This is a genomic window from Agrobacterium sp. T29, assembly GCF_006970545.1.
GTDB classification, from domain to species: domain Bacteria; phylum Pseudomonadota; class Alphaproteobacteria; order Rhizobiales; family Rhizobiaceae; genus Agrobacterium; species Agrobacterium leguminum.
Genome location: NZ_CP040640.1, coordinates 1,367,176 through 1,387,115, shown reverse-complemented (window position 1 = coordinate 1,387,115; position 19,940 = coordinate 1,367,176). Strand labels below are relative to the sequence as shown.

Annotated in this window: 15 protein-coding genes, 1 tRNA gene and 1 riboswitch; of the genes, 8 read left to right on the top strand and 8 right to left on the bottom strand. The window is 60.2% G+C overall.

Features of this window, described 5'->3' with window-relative positions; all coding sequences use genetic code 11:
- Window positions 1-482: 482 nt before the first annotated feature.
- Together FGF54_RS06995 and FGF54_RS06990 are read right to left on the bottom strand one after the other, a co-directional pair.
- Entirely contained in the window at window positions 483-626 is a 144-nt protein-coding gene (locus tag FGF54_RS06995; RefSeq protein WP_003495735.1) for a DUF1127 domain-containing protein, read from the bottom strand.
- 480 nt (window positions 627-1,106) lie between these two features.
- On the bottom strand, window positions 1,107-1,253 hold the full coding sequence (locus FGF54_RS06990; protein ID WP_004433052.1) for a DUF1127 domain-containing protein: 147 nt from the start codon (window positions 1,251-1,253) through the stop codon (window positions 1,107-1,109).
- Window positions 1,254-1,917: 664 nt separating this feature from the next.
- Here FGF54_RS06990 and FGF54_RS06980 point away from each other — a divergent pair.
- The 4 genes from FGF54_RS06980 to FGF54_RS06965 all read left to right on the top strand — a co-directional run bounded on the left by FGF54_RS06980 (window position 1,918) and on the right by FGF54_RS06965 (window position 5,373).
- Window positions 1,918-2,000: transfer RNA gene (locus FGF54_RS06980), tRNA-Leu, on the top strand.
- A gap of 239 nt (window positions 2,001-2,239) precedes the next feature.
- Window positions 2,240-3,718, top strand: coding sequence for a trigger factor (gene tig / locus FGF54_RS06975; protein WP_142779288.1), 1,479 nt, complete (start codon window positions 2,240-2,242; stop codon window positions 3,716-3,718).
- A gap of 213 nt (window positions 3,719-3,931) precedes the next feature.
- Window positions 3,932-4,459, top strand: a complete 528-nt coding sequence (locus tag FGF54_RS06970; protein WP_142779287.1) for an AAA family ATPase — start codon at window positions 3,932-3,934, stop codon at window positions 4,457-4,459.
- Window positions 4,460-4,722: 263 nt separating this feature from the next.
- Complete coding sequence (locus tag FGF54_RS06965) at window positions 4,723-5,373, top strand: hypothetical protein (RefSeq protein WP_142779286.1); 651 nt, start codon at window positions 4,723-4,725, stop codon at window positions 5,371-5,373.
- A 246-nt stretch (window positions 5,374-5,619) separates the two neighbouring features.
- Here FGF54_RS06965 and sthA read toward each other — a convergent pair whose 3' ends face one another.
- The 3 genes from sthA to FGF54_RS06950 form a co-directional block, all read right to left on the bottom strand.
- The gene (gene sthA, locus FGF54_RS06960; RefSeq protein WP_142779285.1) at window positions 5,620-7,023 is read right to left on the bottom strand and encodes a Si-specific NAD(P)(+) transhydrogenase; all 1,404 of its coding nucleotides are present in this window, start codon (window positions 7,021-7,023) and stop codon (window positions 5,620-5,622) included.
- 753 nt (window positions 7,024-7,776) lie between these two features.
- Window positions 7,777-8,310: a DUF1003 domain-containing protein gene (locus FGF54_RS06955; RefSeq protein WP_142779284.1), complete on the bottom strand. Its 534-nt coding sequence runs from the start codon at window positions 8,308-8,310 to the stop codon at window positions 7,777-7,779.
- Window positions 8,311-8,426: 116 nt separating this feature from the next.
- The gene (locus FGF54_RS06950; protein WP_168208027.1) at window positions 8,427-10,367 is read right to left on the bottom strand and encodes an LTA synthase family protein; all 1,941 of its coding nucleotides are present in this window, start codon (window positions 10,365-10,367) and stop codon (window positions 8,427-8,429) included.
- Window positions 10,368-10,589: 222 nt separating this feature from the next.
- Here FGF54_RS06950 and FGF54_RS06945 point away from each other — a divergent pair, with 222 nt between their 5' ends.
- The gene (locus FGF54_RS06945; RefSeq protein ID WP_142779283.1) at window positions 10,590-12,269 is read left to right on the top strand and encodes an NAD+ synthase; all 1,680 of its coding nucleotides are present in this window, start codon (window positions 10,590-10,592) and stop codon (window positions 12,267-12,269) included.
- A gap of 253 nt (window positions 12,270-12,522) precedes the next feature.
- On the opposite strand, the gene FGF54_RS06940 is transcribed toward FGF54_RS06945, so the two are convergent.
- Complete coding sequence (locus FGF54_RS06940) at window positions 12,523-12,900, bottom strand: glyoxalase superfamily protein (RefSeq protein ID WP_142779282.1); 378 nt, start codon at window positions 12,898-12,900, stop codon at window positions 12,523-12,525.
- A 188-nt stretch (window positions 12,901-13,088) separates the two neighbouring features.
- Here FGF54_RS06940 and FGF54_RS06935 point away from each other — a divergent pair, with 188 nt between their 5' ends.
- Both FGF54_RS06935 and bluB read left to right on the top strand, forming a co-directional pair.
- Window positions 13,089-13,919 carry a TolB family protein gene (locus tag FGF54_RS06935; protein ID WP_142779281.1) on the top strand — a complete coding sequence of 277 codons (831 nt, stop codon included), beginning with the start codon at window positions 13,089-13,091 and terminating at the stop codon, window positions 13,917-13,919.
- Between the two features lie 64 nt (window positions 13,920-13,983).
- A riboswitch (cobalamin riboswitch) is annotated at window positions 13,984-14,165 on the top strand.
- Window positions 14,166-14,241: 76 nt separating this feature from the next.
- Window positions 14,242-14,958: a 5,6-dimethylbenzimidazole synthase gene (gene bluB, locus FGF54_RS06930; RefSeq protein ID WP_059760139.1), complete on the top strand. Its 717-nt coding sequence runs from the start codon at window positions 14,242-14,244 to the stop codon at window positions 14,956-14,958.
- Between the two features lie 205 nt (window positions 14,959-15,163).
- Here bluB and FGF54_RS06925 read toward each other — a convergent pair whose 3' ends face one another.
- Together FGF54_RS06925 and FGF54_RS06920 are read right to left on the bottom strand one after the other, a co-directional pair.
- Window positions 15,164-16,279, bottom strand: a complete 1,116-nt coding sequence (locus FGF54_RS06925) for a DUF2865 domain-containing protein (protein ID WP_168208026.1) — start codon at window positions 16,277-16,279, stop codon at window positions 15,164-15,166.
- A 136-nt stretch (window positions 16,280-16,415) separates the two neighbouring features.
- Complete coding sequence (locus FGF54_RS06920) at window positions 16,416-18,731, bottom strand: NADP-dependent malic enzyme (RefSeq protein ID WP_078053050.1); 2,316 nt, start codon at window positions 18,729-18,731, stop codon at window positions 16,416-16,418.
- Window positions 18,732-18,959: 228 nt separating this feature from the next.
- Between FGF54_RS06920 and FGF54_RS06915 the strand changes: the two genes are divergently transcribed.
- On the top strand, window positions 18,960-19,799 hold the full coding sequence (locus FGF54_RS06915) for a UDP-2,3-diacylglucosamine diphosphatase (RefSeq protein WP_168208025.1): 840 nt from the start codon (window positions 18,960-18,962) through the stop codon (window positions 19,797-19,799).
- Window positions 19,800-19,940: the final 141 nt, after the last annotated feature.

Below are 19,940 nucleotides of genomic sequence, written 5' to 3'. Positions count from 1 at the left end.
TTTTGAGGGTGGGGGATGTGAGAGAGAATGTGGTTTTTATACCCGCGAGTCGCCCGAATGTAATTAGCGATCTCGTTTCCGTCTTGGATGTGTAATTCGCCGTGATGGGCGGCGCGTTTTTGGTCGTGGCCCATCTTCCTCCGTCATTCCGGCCTTGAGCCGGAATCCAGCCCGCCCAAGTCTTTGGGCTGAAAGGACTCTTCCCACGGCGCAGACGCGCCGTGACCGGATGCCGGATCATCCTCGGGCTTGTTCCGGGGACCGGCATGACGGGAGAGGAGCGTAGCGAAACAGCAGCCGACAAGAAGGGGGGCGGTGCCGCATGGCGTGGTGCGCCGGGCCGATGTTCGTCAATCGCCGACTGGCGAGAATTTCCAGTAGATTCTGCCAGAATCAAAAACGGCGCCAGAGGCGCCGCTTTTTTTACCTGTCGCTCAATCGTCGCGCCCTGGAGGTCGGGCAGCGGGACGATCGTTTACGCCTTAGCGGAACGAACGGGCTGCTACGTTACGGATGTCGTAACGGGTCAGGCCGATGTCGCTCAGAGCCTGGTTGGAAAGGCTGCCAAGTTCGTTGATCGTGCGGCGGTAGGAGATCCAGTTCTTTGCGATGCGGATGGGGTTCATGGTCGTTTCCTCAATCTATCTCTGTTGATTTCGTCTGCCGGCTCAGCGTTTCTCTGTGCTCTCGGCTGTTGAGGTTTATATATAGACATTGAGCCATGTTGTGCAGTGCAGAATTTAGGCTACTGCCATGCATTTGTGCAGTATGTCGGCTAAATTTGCGGCTTTGAATATCATCTGAGCAAAATATGAGCGGAAATGCCTGTGTTTCAGGCGGTTTTGACGGGTTTGGCAGCCTTTGCCGGCGCTAAAGGCGCTTTGCCGCGTGAAAAGGCGCGTCGGGAGGGGCTCGGACGCTATCCGGGCGCTGCGCAAATGGTCGGCCATCGATGCATTTTTCATCGGCTGACACTGCGGGCGGCTAAGGCAGTGCCGCTTCGACCCGGAGAGCTGCCCAAAACGAAAAAAGGCCAGAGGCGGGAGCCTCAGGCCTTTTTGGGTAGGTCGTCTCGCATCCGCCGCAAGAAGCGGCGGGGCGTATAATCAGAAGCCGACGGCGGTCTTAGCGACGCGGCGGATGTCCTGACGGCCAATGCCGAGGTCACTCAGTTCGCGGTCGGTCATGCGGCCGAGTTCGGTTACGGTCTGACGATACTTGCGCCAGTTGGTGAGCGAGCGTGCAATGTTCATTTTCATCTTCCTCTTCGTGCTGTTCAGTCTCTGCGGCCAGTCTTGGGAGGCTTTGGTCCGGGGCTGAACTCGATCTCTGTATGACCATGAATATAATCGGTTTAATCAAAACAAAAACAGACAAAGCAAGATGCCACCTATGCACGTATTGCAATGCAAGCCGGTAAAACAGGCCGATTGCGGCGATTCATGCATAATTTGTGACCAATTTGTGTGCTTTTGGTGATCACCAGGGGTTCGGCAGTGCGAAGGTGTGAGGGATGACCGGATAAGGGGCGGGGCAGGGTGCGGAAGCCCCCTCAATTGCTGATCTGAAGCAGGGGCCGGCAATCCGGGAACTGGGCTGCGGCGCGCGCTATATATAATGTCAATGTAGCCGCATAAATATTGCCTGTTTTCTCCTCCTGCCTGCGTGCGATGCGCCGGGCGAGGCGGGTCGGGAAGTCGATGAGAGGCGGATGCGGTGCGGCTTGCCGTTTTCCGCGCCAAATCGCCTCTGTCCGGCTGCTGCGCCCTGTTCCCCGGCGCGGGTGGCGAATAAGCGGAGAGGGCGGCCGGCTCCTGCCACCGGCGCGGGGGATGAGAAAAGTCCGGAGGAAACGAAAGGCGGCGATAAGGCGTGCTTGACCCTTTCTGAACATTGTGACATACCGCCGCCCAACGTGCGGGTATGGCGGAATTGGTAGACGCATTGGTTTTAGGTACCAACGCTTCGGCGTGGGAGTTCGAGTCTCTCTACCCGCACCACAAGCAAGGCATGGCTGCGCCACGCTTGCGCCAGAGTGCATCTTTATAGGATGCGGGGAGCTTCGGGGTTCATTTCTCCCCTTTGGTCTTTTCTCCGGTGCGGGCTAAATGGTGTCCGGCAGGCGCTTGTGTAAAGAAATAAGGGAAGCCACGGCCGGGGAACGATGTTTCCGGCGCAGTGCTCGAAAGTAAACCAACGGCTGTCTGAGCACCGCCGCCATGATGTGAAGGTTAGGAAAATGCAGGTTATCGAAACGCTCGCTGAAGGGCTGAAGCGCGAACTCAAGGTCGTTATTCCGGCCGCCGACATGAAGGCCCGTCTGGACGAGCGCCTGGTTGACGCCAAGGACAAGGTTCGCATCAACGGTTTCCGTCCCGGCAAGGTGCCGATGGGCCACCTGAAGAAGATGTACGGCAAGTCCATCATGGCCGACCTCGTCAACGAGCTGGTTCGTGAAAAGCCGACCGAAATCCTTTCCAGCCGCGGCGAAAAGTCTGCGACGCAGCCGGCCATCTCCATGACCGAAGACGAGCAGGAAGCCGAAAAGATTCTGTCGGCCGAATCCGATTTCGAATTCACCGTTGCCTATGAAATCATTCCGGCCATCGAACTGAAGGCCAATGACGGCATCAAGGTTACCCGCGAAGTCGTTGAAGTCTCCGAAGACGAAATCAACGAGCAGATCCTCAAGATTGCCGAAAGCGCCCGCACCTACGAGACCAAGAAGGGCAAGGCCGCCGATGGCGACCGCGTCACTATGAACTATCTCGGCAAGGTTGACGGCGTTGCCTTCGACGGCGGCGCTGCCGAAGATGCCGAACTGGTTCTCGGTTCCGGCCGCTTCATCCCCGGCTTCGAAGACCAGTTGGTCGGCGTCAAGGCTGGCGATGAAAAGACCATCACCGTGACCTTCCCGGCCGATTACCCGGCTGCGAACCTCGCTGGCAAGGACGCCAACTTCGACATCACCGTCAAGGAAGTCGCTGCTGCCGCTGCTGTTGAAATCAACGACGAACTGGCCACCAAGCTCGGTCTCGAATCGGCTGAAAAGCTGAAGGAAATCGTCAAGGGCCAGATCGAAAGCCAGTACGGCAACATCACCCGCCAGAAGGTCAAGCGTCAGATTCTCGACCAGCTGGACGAGATGTACAAGTTCGACACGCCGGCTGGCCTGGTTGACGCCGAGTTCGACAACATCTGGCGTCAGATCAACACCGATCTTGCCCAGTCCGGCAAGACCTTCGCTGACGAAGACACGACCGAAGAAGAAGCCCGCGAAGAATATCGCAAGCTTGCTGAACGCCGCGTCCGTCTCGGCCTCGTTCTCTCCGAAATCGGCGAAAAGGCCGGCGTTGAAGTGACCGAAGAAGAAATGCAGCGCGCGCTGTTCCAGCAGCTGCAGCAGTTCCCGGGCCAGCAGAAGGAAATCCTCGATTTCTTCCGCAACACCCCCGGCGCTTCCGCTTCGCTGCGCGCTCCGATCTTCGAAGAAAAGGTCATCGACAAGCTGCTCTCCGAAATCTCGGTAACGGACAAGACCGTTTCCAAGGAAGAGCTTCTGGCTGACGACGGCGAAGAAGCAACGGAAACCAAGAAGAAGGCGCCGGCCAAGAAAAAGGCTGCCGCCAAGGCTGACGACGCCGCTGAAGGCGAAGAAGCCGCTCCGAAGAAGAAGGCTCCGGCCAAGAAGAAGGCCGCTGAAGGCGACGCCGAATAATCTTCTTCAGTGCAAGCTGATTGAACAAGGGGCCGTGGCGAAAGCTGCGGCCTTTTCGTTTTGGGCGTCCGGTTTCTGGGCGGTATCGCCCACCCGGTTCGGACTTTTGACATCGTTGCGTTATTCTGGATCGCTATAATTAGAGATCGTGGCGGCAGAACCGAAGGTGTAGACACATCGCCGCGAGGCTGATGAATGTTGAAGGGTCGTGCCATGGGTGTCAGAAACTACTTGATCGAGGGTGTTTCCGGAACCGGTAAAACTTCGGTGGCAACGGAACTCCAGCGGCGTGGCTATCATGTCATCCACGGCGACCGTGAACTTGCCTACAAGGGCGACCCTGAAACCGGCGAACCGGTCGATCTCTCCCCGTTTCAGGGCGATGGGGATATGGTCTACCGTCACCGGCGTCATATTTGGGATGTCGAAAAAGTTCAGGCGCTTGTCACAGATCGGCGTCACGCAAATACGTTCTTCTGCGGCGGCTCAAGGAACTTTCAGCGTTTTATAGAGCTCTTCGATCAGGTTTTCGTTCTCGATGTCGACGTTGCGACCCTGCGAAGACGGCTGACGGAGAGGCCCGAGGACGAGTTCGGTGGAAAACCGGCCGAACGTGAATTTGTCCTGCAACTCCATGCGACGAAAGAAGACCTTCCCGCAGATGCAACGGTCATTGATTCATCAAGGTCCTTGGACATGGTGGTCGATGATATTCTGGTCCGCTGCGTTGACTCAGCTTGAGGAAACTTGCAGCGCGCGGGCTTCCGTACCTTCGTTTCGATCACAATGCAGTGCAGCATGATTTTTTGCTGCATCTGCTCTTGTTCATCTCCCGTTCATCTGGCACCCTGCGCAGCATGATTTGCCCCGGCCGCTGCATGCGGTCGTTCGGGCACTGTGTGCCGCTCTTACGCGGCCTTATCGCTGCCAAACCATTGGCCTTAAGCTTTTACCGTGCCTGCCGGGTTCTCCCGGTGCGCCCTTAATTTGCCAGGGGACAAGATATGTCGCCACGAATGGGTTTTACCCTTCTGTTGTCTCTTTTTACCGCCACTGGTACCGCGGCCCATGCCGATGAGGCCGGGCTGATCTGGAAGCCGGTCAAGAATTCAGACCGTTCCTATACGGCGCGCATCGGCGCGAAACTGCCGGTCGATACGCCCATTCGCGCGGGGCTGGAAATGGGCATGAGCGCTTCCAAAACGGGGCAGGTGGTGGATACACCGGTGCGGGTATGGGGCAATGTCACGCTGCTGGCCGAACAGTTGCCCGGCGTTTCCCTCGCCCGTGATGTCGGCGTCATCTTCAATGCGCTGACGGGATCGAGCAGCGTTTCCGTGACCTCGCAGCAGAAGCGCATCGTCACGCCGGAGCTGGATATCGAGGCGAACCGCAATTTCACCGTGCGTTACGACGGCACGGCGCAGCAATGGAACGGGCTGGATGTGTCGCAGTCGCTGCGCCTTTCTCGGTCCGAAACCGGCACGGCTTTCGTGCTGACGGGGGCGAGCCGCAACAGTTTCAACGAGTTCAGCAGCGGCGTGGCGGTGGAGCAGAAACTGGGCGATCACCTGACTGTGCGGGGGACGCTCGATCAGGGCTATGCGGATCATTTCCGGCCGGGGGTGAGTGCGCGGTATAGTATTCGGTGGTGAGGGGGCGGGCTGGCTGCGCCGGGGTCGTCTCTAGATAAGTGGGGTGCAGATGAATGTCTCTCTTCCGTCATGCCGGACCTGATCCGGCATCCAGCCGCGGCGCGTCTGCGCCGTGAGGTGAGCCTTTTCAGCCCAAGGACTTGGGCTGGCTGGACCCCGGATCAAGTCCGGGGTGACGGGGAGAGGAGGCTACGACCTTACCACAAGCGCCCGCATGGCGTTGTGCCGTCCCGCTGAATACTCCGCTCAATCCTTCCTGATCTCACCCATGCGGTTCCACGCATCGAGTCCCGCAATCTTGTAGGCTTCGGCAAGCGTCGGATAGTTGAACGTATTCTCGACGAAATATTCCACAGTGCCTTTGAGATTCAGCACCGCCTGGCCGATATGCACCAGTTCGGTTGCGCCTTCGCCGACGATGTGGACGCCGAGCAGGCGGCGGGTTTTGAGCGAGAAGATCATCTTCAACAGCCCGCTGTCGAGGCCCATGATGTGGCCGCGCGAGGTTTCGCGGAAATGGGCGATGCCGCATTCATAGGGAATGCCGCGTTCGATGACTTCTTCTTCCGTCAGGCCGCAGGTGGAGATTTCCGGTACGGCATAGATGCCATAGGGGAAGAATTGCGGCGGTTCGCCGGCTGGTGCGCCGACGGCGTGGCGGGCGGCGATGCGGCCCTGTTCCATGGACGTGGAGGCAAGGCTCGGGAAACCGATGATGTCGCCGGCGGCATAGATGTTCGGCACCGAGGTCTGGAAGGTTTCGGGATCGACCTTCAGGCGGCCGCGGCTGTCGGCCTCCAGCCCGCAGGCCGAAAGATTGAGCGTATCGGTGGCGCCGACGCGGCCGGCGGCAAACAGCACCGTCTCGGCCTTCAGCACGCGGCCATTGCCGAGTGAGACGAGGCATTTGCCGCTTTCGTCGCGCTCCACCTTTTCCGCCTTTTGGCCGAAGATCAGTTTCATGTTGCGGTCGCGCAGCTGATAGGTGAAATCCTCGACGATTTCCTTGTCGATGAATTCCAGCATGGTTTCGCGCGGCTCCACCACCGTCACCTGCGTATCGAGCGCGCTGAAAATGGTGGCATATTCGATGCCGATGACGCCGGCGCCGACGACGACCATGGAGCGCGGCAGTTCCTTGATCTCGAGAATCTCGTCCGAATCGAGCACCGCTTCGCCATCGAAGGGAATATGCGGCGGCCGATAGGGGCGGGTGCCGATGGTCAGCAGGATGGAGGTGCCCGTCACGGTCATGATCTCGCCGTCGCTCTTCACCACCTTCATGGTGTTGGCGTCGATGAAGCTCGCCGTGCCGCGAATGTGCTGCACGCGGTTGCGGGCGAACTGGTGTTCCAGCACTTCCACTTCGTGATCCAGCGTGATGAGCAGGCGGCGACGCAGGTCTTCGGCATCGATCTCCTGCTTGACGCGGTAGGCGCGGCCGTAAAAACCGCGCTCGCGCCAGCCGGTGAGGTTGAGCGCCGTCTCGCGCAGGGTCTTCGATGGAATGGTGCCGGTGTGCACGGAAACGCCGCCGACGCGGCTGCCCTTCTCGATGACCAGAACCCTCTTTTCGAGCTTGGCGGCCTGAATGGCGGCCCGTCTTCCCGCCGGACCGCTGCCGACAACAATCAGATCGAACTGGTGCATGAAAAACCCCGGAACAGAATTATTGCGATGACCGGATGTCGCATCCGGCATGGCGTCGCCGCGAAATGGTCGTGATGCCATTTTGACGATGGGGAGTGATTCCCCTTCAGCCTTGCCCGCAAGAGTGCAATGCAACAAACGCCTGCGTCAATCTGTAGCGTAAGAATCTGACGGATTCGTAACTGGGTGTGAGGTTTCAGGAGGTTGTGCGATTCATGGAGGGAGGAGGAGCGTGGGGCTTACCCCCCTCTGCCCTGCCGGGCATCTCCCCCTCAAGGGGGGAGATCGACTCGCGGGCAGGTTTCGCCCATCTCTACATTTGCGAATGAAGTGGTGGTCGCGCCTCCTGCCGATCTCCCCCCTTGAGGGGGAGATGCCCGGCAGGGCAGAGGGGGGTAAGCCCCGCGCACTTCGGTCGACTTTTCCTGAAAACGCCCAAAACCCAACAGCTTCATCCCGCCCGGCGTTGCCGGTCGGATATACTCAGCGTGCGTCGGGCGATTGCCCGGCTGCGCTTCGGTTGAGGTCGGTGTGGGTCGGATGCGTTGCGCAGCCGGGTCTTTCACCATGCCGTATTTCGCAAGCGGCGGTGCACCGCCTTTTGCGAAATGGTCCTTTCCACGAACGTTGCCAGCGTTCCACCACCAGGACCGTCCCTCGGTTTCCGCCACGTCTGGCGTCCACCCGGCGGGACTGCGTTTAATCTAACAGCGCCTCGCGGGGTGGGGAAAAGCGGGGATGAATTTTCCGGCGTCAGTCTTCCCTGCGGGTGACATGGCGGTGAAGTGCCGCAAGGTCCTGACGGAGCGCGGCCAGTTCGGCCAGCACTTTCACATCGATCTTTTCATGCAGGGACAGAACCTCAAGCTCGGCCTTCAGGTTCACCTCGTAGTCCTTGGCGGCCTCGAAACGGTCGCGGGCGGCCTGGCGGTTCTGCGACATCATGATGATTGGCGCCTGAATGGCCGCCAGCATGGAAAGCAGCAGGTTGAGGAAGATGAAGGGGTAGGGATCGAAGGCGCCGGTCGTCAGGATGATGGTGTTGATGACAGCCCAGAAGATCAGGAAAAAGCAGAAACCGAGGATGAAACCCCAGGAGCCGCCGACCTTGGCGATATTGTCGGCCAGTCTGTCGCCGAAACTCGCGCCAGCGGAAAATTCCGCATTGGTGTCGCTCGAAACCAGCTTCTTTTGGTGCGACAGTTCCAGAATGCGCCGCTCCACTTCGCCGATTTCGCGAGAGGAACGCTTAAAATGCGAAACGATATAGTCGGAGATATCTGACACGGTGTGTCTCCGGTTCTGATGGGGCGATGCGGATGTTTCCCGAGATAAACCCGCATGGCGGTGGAATTCAAACGATTTCCACCGCCATGCGGTTCAGGCGTCCCCGCCGAAAAACATCAGACCGATGGCGCGCCCTCGTGCAGCCAGTTGAAACCGGGGAAGAAGCGTTCGCGGCCATATTGCTGGCCGAACATCATGTCGAATTGCAGCAGGCGGTAATCGCGCACCACGTCGGGAACGGCATTGGGTGCGATCGACCAGTCGGGCAGGGCCTTGCCGTCGGTCGTCACCAGCATATGCCGGTCGATGACGGAAAAGGCCTGCTGCACGTCGCCAAGCGTGCCGGTATAGAAGGGATCGGAGAAGCCCGCCGTCTTCAGCACGTGATAGGGCAAAAGCGCCGGGCTGATGGTTCCGATATTCTTGCGCACGCCCTTTTTGGAAGACCACACGACGAGCGGCGTCTCATGTTCCTTCTTCATCACCTCCAGCGGCGCGCGGCGGCTGGCAACCATGCCCGGCATGTAGCCGCTTTCCACGAATGTCTGGCCGAGCGGCGGCAGGTGATCGCCGAACAGGACGATGATGGTTTCACGGTCGCGCTTCTTCGCCCAGCGCATCAGTTTCAGCAGCGCTTCGTCAGCTTCCGCCACCCCTTGCGAATAGGTGGCCAGCGCCTGCGAGGCTGAGGCGGAGAGATCGCCTTCGATGCCGATGGTGTTTTCGGCGTAACGGGTCGCCTCGTAGGGACCGTGTCCCTGAAGGGTGACGGCGAAGAGGAAGAGCGGGTTCTGCGCCTTTTCGGCCGTCGCCATGATCTCGTCCATCAGCGCATCGTCGGAGGCGAAATTGCCGCGTTTTTCCATGGCCGGCAGCGTCTCTTCGGAGCGGAATTCCTCGAAGCCGAAATTCCTGTAGACCTGCTTGCGGTTCCAGAACCATTCCTGGAAGGGGTGCATGGCGATGGCGGAATAACCTTCGCCACGGAAGAAGCTGGCGAGCGAGGGCACGGGGCGGCGGATATATTGCTGATAGGGAATGCTGCCATAGGGCAGGAAGGCGTTGGAAAAGCCGGTCAGCGCCTCGAATTCCACATTCGCCGTCATGCCGCCGAATTCCGGGGAAAAGACGTTGCCGGACTGTTTGGCGCGGATCGTCGGCATGGGGTCGGCGGAGAGCTTCACATTTTCCAGCCGCGTCGGATCCCACAGCGATTCGCTCATCAGCATGATGACATCGGGGTAATCGCCCTTGTTGGCGGCGAAGGCGGCGGGCTCGGAGGTCAGGTCGGCAATGGTGTTTTCGCCGTAACCCTGCGGCGCCGAGACATTGGCCATCGGAATATTGAAGGCGAAGGCCATCAGGAAGCCGTTATGGCGGTAATTTTCCCGCTGGTCCCACATCATGGGAATGATGTTGAGGCGATCGCGCACCCAGGAATAATGCGAATAGTCCATCAGCGAAGCGAGACCCGCAAGAAGCGGCAGCGTCAGCGCGAGACCAGCGGCGCGTTCGCGCCAGCTCAAGCCCGGTGAGTGGCGGCGCGCCAGCAGCCAGAGACCCGTAAGTGCCGCAATCGTGGCGCAGATGCCGAGGGCGACGAGGGCTGCCGTCATCGGCTGGGCCTTCAGCATGGTCGGCAAAAGCTCGAGGATCTGCCGGCCGAACAGCAGGTCGGATGGATAAAGCGGATCAGAAAGATAGGTCTGTTTCTGTGCCGAAATCAGCCCCGTCAGCGCGCAGAGCGGCGCAAGCGCGATCAGCGACAGGTAACGCCTGCCAAGAAGGGCATCCAGCGCCACGAGAAGGGCGAGCACGGCGGCAATGGTGGTCATGCCGGGGCGGGCGGAGGAGGTGAGGAAAGCGCCGACATCCGTGAGCGAGCCGCGGGCGATCCACTCCAGCGCCACGACCAGCACGACGGACGCGACCGTCAGATTGGCAAGCGGATAGGCGATGCCCGAAAGCTTGGAAAGGCTCCTTGTCCATGCAGGCGAAAAGACGAAACCAGCCTTTTCGGAAGCCGTTGTTTTTGGCGCCGAATCTCTCAAACCCATACTCCGGTATTGCAGGCGGCACGACCGATCCGGGGAGGTGAATCGGGTGTCGCAAAAGTGTCATGTAACTGTCACATAAGCGCGATGAACGCGACATGAACTTTGAAGAGTCTGGCCGGCGCGGCGATAACCTTAGCGTGAACGCGCGCCTGCCATGCGTAACGGGCGTCGCCATGCAATTGCCGCGTTGCGGAGCGGCCACGGGCGCGGTATTGAAAAGCCATGAGCGACAGACACGATATCCAGAACCATCTCCGGATTGCCGTCGGGCAGTTCAATCCCACCGTTGGCGACGTGGCGGGCAATCTCGCCAAGGCGCGCGAGGCAAGGGCCGATGCGGCGACGCAGGGCGCCGATCTTCTGCTTCTGACGGAGCTGTTCATATCCGGCTATCCGCCGGAAGATCTGGTGCTGAAACCGGCTTTCCTGAAAGCATGCCTGAAAGCCGTGGAAGAGCTGGCGGCGGAAACCGCCGATGGCGGGCCGGGCGTCGTCATCGGTTTTCCGCGACAGGGTGAGACGGGCAGGCACAATTCGGTGGCGCTTCTGGATGGCGGCAAGATCATCGCGCTGCGCGACAAGATCGACCTGCCCAATTACGGCGAATTCGACGAAAAACGCGTTTTCTCCGAGGGCTCGATTTCCGGTCCCTATAATTTCCGCGGGGTCAGGATCGGTATTCCGATCTGCGAGGAAATCTGGAACGACATGGGTGTCTGCGAGACACTCGCCGAAAGCGGGGCGGAAATCCTGCTGGTGCCGAACGGTTCGCCCTATTATCGCGGCAAGCTGGATGTGCGCCATCAGGTGGCGCTGCGGCAGGTTATCGAAAGCGGCCTGCCGCTCGTCTTCGCCAACCAGCTGGGCGGGCAGGATGAGCTGGTGTTCGACGGCGCAAGCTTCGGCTTCAATGCCGACAAGACGCTTGCTTTCCAGATGAGTCAGTTCGAGGCCACACTTGCCGTCACCGACTGGAAACGCACGGCAGACGGCTGGCATTGCGACAGCGGACCTTTCTCGAAGATTCCCGAAGGCGAGGAGGCGGATTACCGCGCCTGCATGCTGGGCTTCCGCGATTACGTCAACAAGAACGGCTTCAAAAGCGTGGTTCTCGGCCTTTCCGGCGGCATCGATTCGGCGATCTGCGCCGCCCTTGCCGTCGATGCGCTGGGTGAGGAGCGGGTGCGCTGCATCATGCTGCCTTACCGCTATACATCGGAAGAATCGCTGAAGGACGCGGCCGATTGCGCGAAAGCGCTGGGCTGCCGTTACGATATCGTGCCGATCGTCGAGCCGGTGGAGGGTTTCCTCTCGGCGCTTTCCGATCTCTTCGAAGGCACGGAAGAGGGCATTACCGAGGAAAACCTGCAGAGCCGCACGCGCGGCACCATTTTGATGGCCGTCTCGAACAAGTTCGGCTCCATGGTGGTGACGACGGGCAACAAGTCGGAAATGTCGGTGGGTTACGCCACGCTTTATGGCGACATGAATGGCGGTTTCAACCCCATCAAGGACCTCTACAAGATGCAGGTCTATGCCATTTCCAGCTGGCGCAACGCCCATGTGCCGCCGGGCGCGCTCGGCCCTTCCGGCGAGGTGATCCCCGCCAATATCATTTCCAAGGCCCCGTCGGCCGAATTGCGCCCCAACCAGACCGACCAGGATTCGTTGCCGCCCTATCCGGTGCTGGACGATATTCTGGAATGCCTCGTCGAGAAGGAAATGTCGGTCGAGGAAATTCTGGCTCGCGGCCATGATGTGGCGACGGTGCACCGGGTGGAGCATCTGCTTTATCTCGCCGAATACAAGCGCCGGCAATCGGCGCCGGGTGTGAAGATCACCAAGAAGAACTTTGGGCGTGACCGGCGTTACCCGATCACCAACCGGTTCCGGGATCGGTGATTGAAGGAAGACGCTGATAGCGGATGTTTTGCCCGGCGTTGCCGTGTGTTTCTTCTCCCCGACGGGGAGAAGGTGGCCCGAAGGGTCGGATGAGGGGGCAACATTGCCCTAACTCACTGCCCTTGCCCCCTCATCCCGCTGCCGCGGACTTCTCCCCGGCGGGGAGAAGAAACAAGGGGCATGCGCTCGTTCCACAACAAGCCTTCGTGTTTAAGCAAGCGGCGCGGAGAAAACCCCGCGCCGCCCACTCATCTCAAATAACCTGCCCCACATCGATGCGGTTGCCATCCGGGTCTTCAAACACAAAGGCACGCAGGCCGTAATCCTTATCCTGCAGGCCCTTGATGATGCGCAAGCCCTGGCTCTTGCAGAGGGCGTGCAACGCATCGACATTGCTCACCATCATATGTGCAACGTTGAAGGGTGCCGCCTTGTGGCTGGGCTGCAATGTCAGGTGCAGCTCGGCATTGCCCTGTTTGAGGATCATGAAGCCGACAGGGGTGCCGTTTTCGAAGGTCTTTTCGAAGCCCAGCACGCCAACGTAAAAATCATGGGCCTTTTCGATGTTTTTGACAGGAAGCATTGCGGCGATCCGCCCGAAGCGGATGCCGTGATCGGCGATGGTATTCATCGCGGAACCTCGGATCTGGGAGAAACGGCAAAGGTCACGGACGGTGCCGGAGCGCTGGCGTTTTTTCCGGTTTGAATTTGCAGGACGGTGCCTGCCGCCCTAGGATCATAATCGAGGCGATGGCGGATGCAAACGGAATGTCTGCACCGGGCGCTTTGAACGAGACACGGACACGCCCGGGAGGCAGAATGCGCAGCTCCATCGAAATCTTCAACATCCGCACCCGGCAGATGCGGGCGGTGTGGCAGACGCCTGATCTTTTTGAAGCGCCGAACTGGTCGCCGGATGGAAAATATCTGCTGCTGAACAGCGAAGGGCTGCTTTACCGCCTGTCCCTTGCCGGTGATATTTCGCCGGAAAAGGTCGATACCGGCTTTGCGACGCTCTGCAACAACGACCACGGCATATCGCCTGACGGTTCGCTCTACGCCATTTCCGACAAGGTGGAATTCGGCAAGAGCGCCATTTATCTTCTGCCATCGGCGGGCGGCGCGCCAAGGCTGATGACGAAGAACCTGCCTTCCTATTGGCACGGCTGGTCGCCGGATGGGAAAGGTTTTGCCTATTGCGGCATTCGCGATCAGGTCTTCGATATCTATTCGATGGATATAACAAGCGGCGTCGAGACGCGGCTGACCCATGGCGAAGGCCGCAATGACGGGCCGGATTATTCGCCGGACGGTGAGTGGATCTATTTCAATTCCAGCCGCACCGGGCGGATGCAGATCTGGCGCGTGCGGGTGGATGGCTCCGCCGTCGAGCGCATCACCGACAGCCCCTATGGCGACTGGTTTCCGCACCCGTCTCCGAGGGGAGACAAGGTGGTGTTCGTTTCCTATGACGGCGACGTTTTCGATCATCCGCGCGATCTCGATGTGCGGGTGCGGCTGATGGACATGGATGGCGGCAATGCCGAGACGCTGTTCGAACTTTTCGGCGGGCAGGGCACGATGAATTCGCCCAACTGGTCACCGGATGGGGATGAGTTCGCTTATGTCAGGTATTTCCCGGTGGAATGATGGGGGTGAGGCAGGCCACATTGCCGCACCACCGGCAGGATGCTTGCATTCGCAAACTTTTTTGCCCATAGCTTGCCTGTCAGGTGCCTGCCCTTGCGGCGGGAGAATCGGGAATCCGGTGAAAGACCGGAACGTGCCCAGCGCTGTGAGGCGGACGTTCTTTTTTAAGCCACTGAAGCAATTCGGGAAGGCGAAAAGGGCGGATGAAGCCAAGTCAGAAGACCGGCCTGACGGGATAGACCGAACCGCGCGGACGGCGGCAGGTTGTTGTCGAGGCGGGGTGCGCATTTGCGCCCGGTCTTCGCATTGTTGGGGATAAACGATGCCAGCCGATTCGTCCGTAAGCAATCCGCCCGGCGCCAGTTCGTTCGATCACGCGCTCTCGCCCGCCCGCCCGTTTTCCTGTGAGGAACGCGAGGCGATTTACCGCGCCATCGAGACCCGTCGTGACGTGCGCGACCAGTTCCTGCCGGACCCGCTGCCGGACGATCTGGTGGAGCGTCTTTTGAAGGCGGCCCATTCCGCGCCCTCGGTCGGTTTCATGCAGCCGTGGAATTTCACCCTCGTCACCGATGGCGCGATCCGTCAGGCGGCCTTCGTGGCCTTCAGCCGCGCCAATGAGGAGGCGGCGGCGATGTTTACGGGCGAGCAGCAGGCGCTTTATCGCAGTCTCAAGCTCGAAGGCATCCGCAAGGCGCCGCTCAGCATCTGCGTCACCTGCGATCCGACGCGCGGCGGCAAGGTGGTGCTGGGCCGCACCCATAATCCGCGCACGGATGTCTATTCCACCGTCTGCGCCATCCAGAATCTCTGGCTCGCGGCGCGCGCCGAAGGCATCGGCGTCGGCTGGGTCAGCATTTTCCACGATAGCGACATTCGCACCATTCTCGATATTCCCGATCATATCGAAATCGTCGCCTGGCTCTGCCTCGGCCGTGTCGATGCGCTCTATAACGAGCCGGAACTGGCGGTGAAGGGCTGGCGACAGCGCGTGCCGCTGGAGGAACTGGTGTTCCGTAACCGCTGGGGCGGGGTGTAGAAGCGGAGGCCTGTGAATCAGGCGGGACTTTGCTGCATGTTTCTTCTCCCCACCGGGGAGAAGGTGGCCCGAAGGGTCGGATGAGGGGGCTAGCTCTCCGAATATCGCTGACGCCGTCCCCTTATCCCGCTGCCGCGGACTTCTCCCCCTTAGGGAGAAGAAGCAAGGCGCGCGCGCTCGCCCCACTACGAGCGCGGAAGAGATTTCACTGCTGCGGCTGTATACCCTTCAATGCCGGGTTCTTCAGGTCGATCCGGCCTGTCTGGTCGGGCAGGAATTTCGGGCCTATGACGCGGACGCGGCTATCGTTCGGGTCATAGTCGCGTTCGGGAACGGGCTGTTCCGGCGGCTTGGCGGCCTGTTGCTGTTCGGTGGGTTTCTCAGCCTTGTCACCTTGCGGTGATGGAATGGTGGTGATGCCGGAATAGGGTTTTTCGGGCTGCGGCCGGGCGGCCTCTTCCTGCTTTTGCATTTCCTTGTGATAGGCGGCCATGTTGCAGGCACAGCCCGGCGCTTTTGCCGTGGCGTTCCTGTAAGCGAAGGCGGTTGGCAGGTCCCTGTAGGGTTTGCCTGTTTCTGCAGACACCATATCGGCGGTTTCCTGATCTGTCATGGAGTGGAAATAAAGCTCCGTCTCGGTCCCCGGACACATCTTTTCGCACTGCTCCGCCTGGGCGCGGAAATCAAGCGGCGAGGCATTGGACGCGATGGGGAAAAACGAGCCGTCGCAGGTGCGCACGCAGAGTGTGCGAAGCCCACCCTCGGCGGCGGCGTTGGGGTAGGGCGAAAGCCCCGCCTGTCCCGGCTCGTCGTCGTTCTGCGGGCCATTCTGCCGAAAGGCGTCGGGATAACGCGTCACGTCCGGAGGCGGAGGCAATTGTGTTTCCGTTTGTGGCATGGTGTTGCAGCCATTGGCATCGAGGGCGGCGAGGATGCGCTGACGCCTGATGTCGCCGTCGTTGTCACGCGCGGCCGCCATGGCGTCGTCGCGGTCACGGATGATGGCGTCGCGCTCGCTTTCTGCTTCCGCCAGCGCATCGCCGATTTCGGCGCAGATACCGGCATTGGGATTGCCATAGACGATGACGCTGCCGGATGAGCAGCCATAGCCGCGCAGATCGTTCCTGATCTTGCGGATTACGATGTTCTGGCGGGCGAGCGCGTTGGCATAACGGCGCACCTCTGACGTGTTGCCGATGACGCGTGGTGGTTCGCGCAATTGCGCATAAAGCGTATCGCAGACCTGATCCGCGAAGGCGGCGGCCGGGGCGAGGAAAATAAGGGGAAGCAGAAGGCCGATGATGCGGCTGCGGCGGGTCAATTGTTCGATCCGTTCGATGTCCCCGGCTGGTGGCAGGGGCGTTATACTTCACGACATCCGTGTTTCGGGAAGATAACATAAGCTGTTGCCGCAATGCGGCAACAGCCTGTTCAAAATTGCGTTAATGCGGCCTCTATCACACCGAAGGGTGCGAAGCCTGCACCACGGCAAACGCCGCCATGTTGACGACGCCGCGCGAGGTGACGCTGGGCGACAGGATATGGGCAGGCAGGGCCGTGCCGAGCAGGATGGGGCCGACATGAAGGCCTTCCGTCAAGGTGCGGGTGACGCCGAGCGTGATGTTGGCGGCATCGAGGTTCGGGAAGACCAGAAGGTTCGCTTCGCCGGTCAGCACGCTGTTCGGCATGGCGCGCTTGCGCAGCGCTTCCGAAAGGGCCGAACCGCCCTGCATTTCACCGTCCACTTCCAGTTCCGGTGCGGCTTCCTGCACGATCTTCAGGGCACGGCGCATCTTGCGGGCGCTTTCGGAATCGCGCGAGCCGAAATTGGAATGGCTGGCGAGGGCGATCTTCGGCGTGATGCCGAAGCGGCGGATTTCCTTGGCCGCGAGAATGGCCATTTCCGCCACTTCCTCGGAGGTCGGGTCGTAATTCACGAAAGTATCGGTGAGGAACAGCGCACCCTGCTGGGTGATGAGCAGGCTGAGGCCCGCGAAGGAACGCACGCCTTCCTGCTTGCCGATGATCTGGTTGACGTCGCGCAGATGGCGGTCGTAACGGCCTTCGAGACCGCAGATCAGCGCATCCGCTTCGCCGCGCTTCACCGACAGTGCGCCGATGACGGTCGTGTTGGTGCGCACGATGGTGCGGGCTGCTTCCGGGTTGATGCCGACGCGGCCGACAAGGGCGAAATAGTCATCGACATAGTCGCGGTAGCGCGGATCGTCTTCCGGATTGACCACGGCGAAATCCGTATGCGGGCGGATGCGCAGGCCGAAGCGCTTCAGGCGCGTTTCGATGATCTGCGGGCGGCCGATGAGGATCGGGATGCCGGTGCCTTCTTCCAAAAGCACCTGGGCGGCGCGCAGCACGCGCTCGTCTTCGCCTTCGGCAAAGATGATGCGCTTCTTTTCGGCGGCTTTCGCGGCATTGAAGACCGGCTTCATGATGAAGCCGGAGCGCCAGACGAAACGGTTCAGCTGGTCGAGATAGGCTTCGAAATCGGTGATCGGCCGGGCGGCGACGCCGCTTGCGGCCGCAGCGCGGGCAACGGCTGGCGCAATGCGCAGGATGAGGCGCGGATCGAAGGGCGATGGGATGAGGTAGTTCGGGCCGAAGACCGGCGTTTCGCCGCTATAGGCCTTTGCGGCCACTTCGGAGACTTCCTCACGCGCGAGTTCGGCGATGGCCTGCACGGCGGCCATCTTCATTTCCTCGTTGATCGTGGTTGCGCCGCAATCCAGCGCGCCGCGGAAGATATAGGGGAAGCAGAGAACGTTGTTGACCTGGTTCGGGAAATCCGAACGGCCGGTGCAGATCATCGCATCCGGACGGGCCGCACGCGCCGCCTCCGGCATGATTTCCGGATTGGGGTTGGCAAGTGCGAGGATCAGCGGGTTTTCCGCCATGCGCTCCAGCAGTTCCGGCTTCAGGACGCCGGCGGCGGAAAGGCCGAGGAAGACATCCGCGCCGTCGATGGTTTCGGAGAGAACGCGCTTGTCGGTTTTCTGGGCGTAAACTTCCTTCCACTCGTCCATCAGCGTGTTGCGGCCGTCATAAACGAGGCCTTCAATGTCGTGGACCCAGATGTTTTCTTTCTTCGCGCCCATCGAGACGAGCAGGTTGAGGCAGGCAAGGGCTGCCGCGCCGGCGCCCGAGGCGACGATCTTGACGCTCGAGAGCGATTTTCCGGCGAGTTCCAGTGCGTTGGTGACGGCGGCGGCGACGATGATTGCGGTGCCGTGCTGGTCATCGTGGAAGACCGGGATATTCATCTTTTCGCGCAGCTGACGTTCCACCTCGAAACATTCCGGCGCCTTGATGTCCTCAAGGTTGATGCCGCCGAAGGTGGGCTCCAGCGCTGCGATGGTGGAGACCATGTCGTTGATGCCGGGCGCATCGATTTCGATATCGAAGACGTCAATGCCGGCGAATTTCTTGAAGAGAACGGCCTTGCCTTCCATCACCGGCTTGGAAGCGAGCGGGCCGATATTGCCGAGGCCGAGCACCGCCGTGCCGTTGGAGATGACGGCGACGAGGTTGGCGCGGGCGGTATATTCCGCCGCCGTTTCCGGATTTTCATGGATGGCGAGGCAGGGGGCGGCAACACCCGGCGAATAGGCCAGCGCCAGATCGCGCTGGTTGCCGAGCGGCTTGGTGGCCTGGATTTCCAGCTTGCCGGGACGCGGATAGCGGTGGAAAAAGAGCGCCTGTTCCTCGATGTCGGCCTTTGCCGTGTTGGCGGGCGTGTTGTTCTTATCGTGAGAGGTCATTCTTCCACCGTCATGTCTGGTTCAATTCCGGACCCCTGAATACAACAAACTTCCCCGTGGTACAGCCGTTATTTGACCGCACCTTATGCAAATGCGGCCATGGCTTATTCGCGTTTTCGTGAAGGCTTTCGTCATATTCCCTATAAAAACCGGCGTCTGTCATGTTGCTGAAACACGAGTCTGGTTCTGAGAGGTAAGAAAGCCGCAGGGACGCAACCGAACAGGGGGATGAAATCCGTGGCCGGTCAAATCGAAACCAGACAGTTCAGAACGCTTTTCATTTCGGATGTTCATCTCGGCTCCAAGGCGGCCAAGACGGATTATCTGCTCGACTTCCTGAAATATCACGAGGCCGAGACGATCATTCTCGTCGGCGACATCGTCGACGGCTGGCGTTTGCGCCGCAGCTGGTACTGGCCGCAGGGCTGCAACGACGTGGTGCAAAAGCTGCTGCGCAAGGCCCGCAAGGGAACGCGCATCGTCTATATTCCCGGCAATCATGACGAATTCCTGCGGGAATTTCCCGGCATGCATTTCGGCGGCATCGAGGTGGCCGAACGCATGATCCATGAGGCCGCTGACGGCAAGAAGTACCTCATCATCCATGGCGACGAGTTCGACGTGGTGGTGCGCAATGCCCGCCTGCTCGCCTATCTCGGCGACTGGGCCTATGACGCGGCGATTGCGCTCAACATCGCCATTGCCGCCGTGCGCCGCCGCATCGGCCTGCCTTACTGGTCGTTTTCGGCCTGGGCCAAGCTGCAGGTCAAGCACGCCGTCAACTTCATCGGCGAATTCCAGCGCGTGGTGGCCGAAGAAGCGCGCCGCAATAATGTCGATGGCGTCATCTGTGGCCACATTCACCATGCTGTCATGGAAGACATGGACGGCATCCGCTACATCAACGCCGGCGACTGGGTGGAAAGCTGCACGGCGATTGCCGAAAATGCCGATGGCAGCTTCGAGCTGATCACCTGGATGCAGACGAGCGACGTTACCGCCGAACAGGCATCGGACGAGATGGAGCCGGTGGATATTCCGGGGCTTATTGGGAAGCACGCGGCCTGAATTGGGGCGTTTGGTTGCAGGCTCACCTGTAAACGAAGTGTTTGGCAAAAATTGTGGCATCCGCATACCGTCATCCCGGCCCTGAGCCGCGATCCAGTGCGATCAAGTCTTTGATCGCGTAAGACCTATTTCTCACGGCGC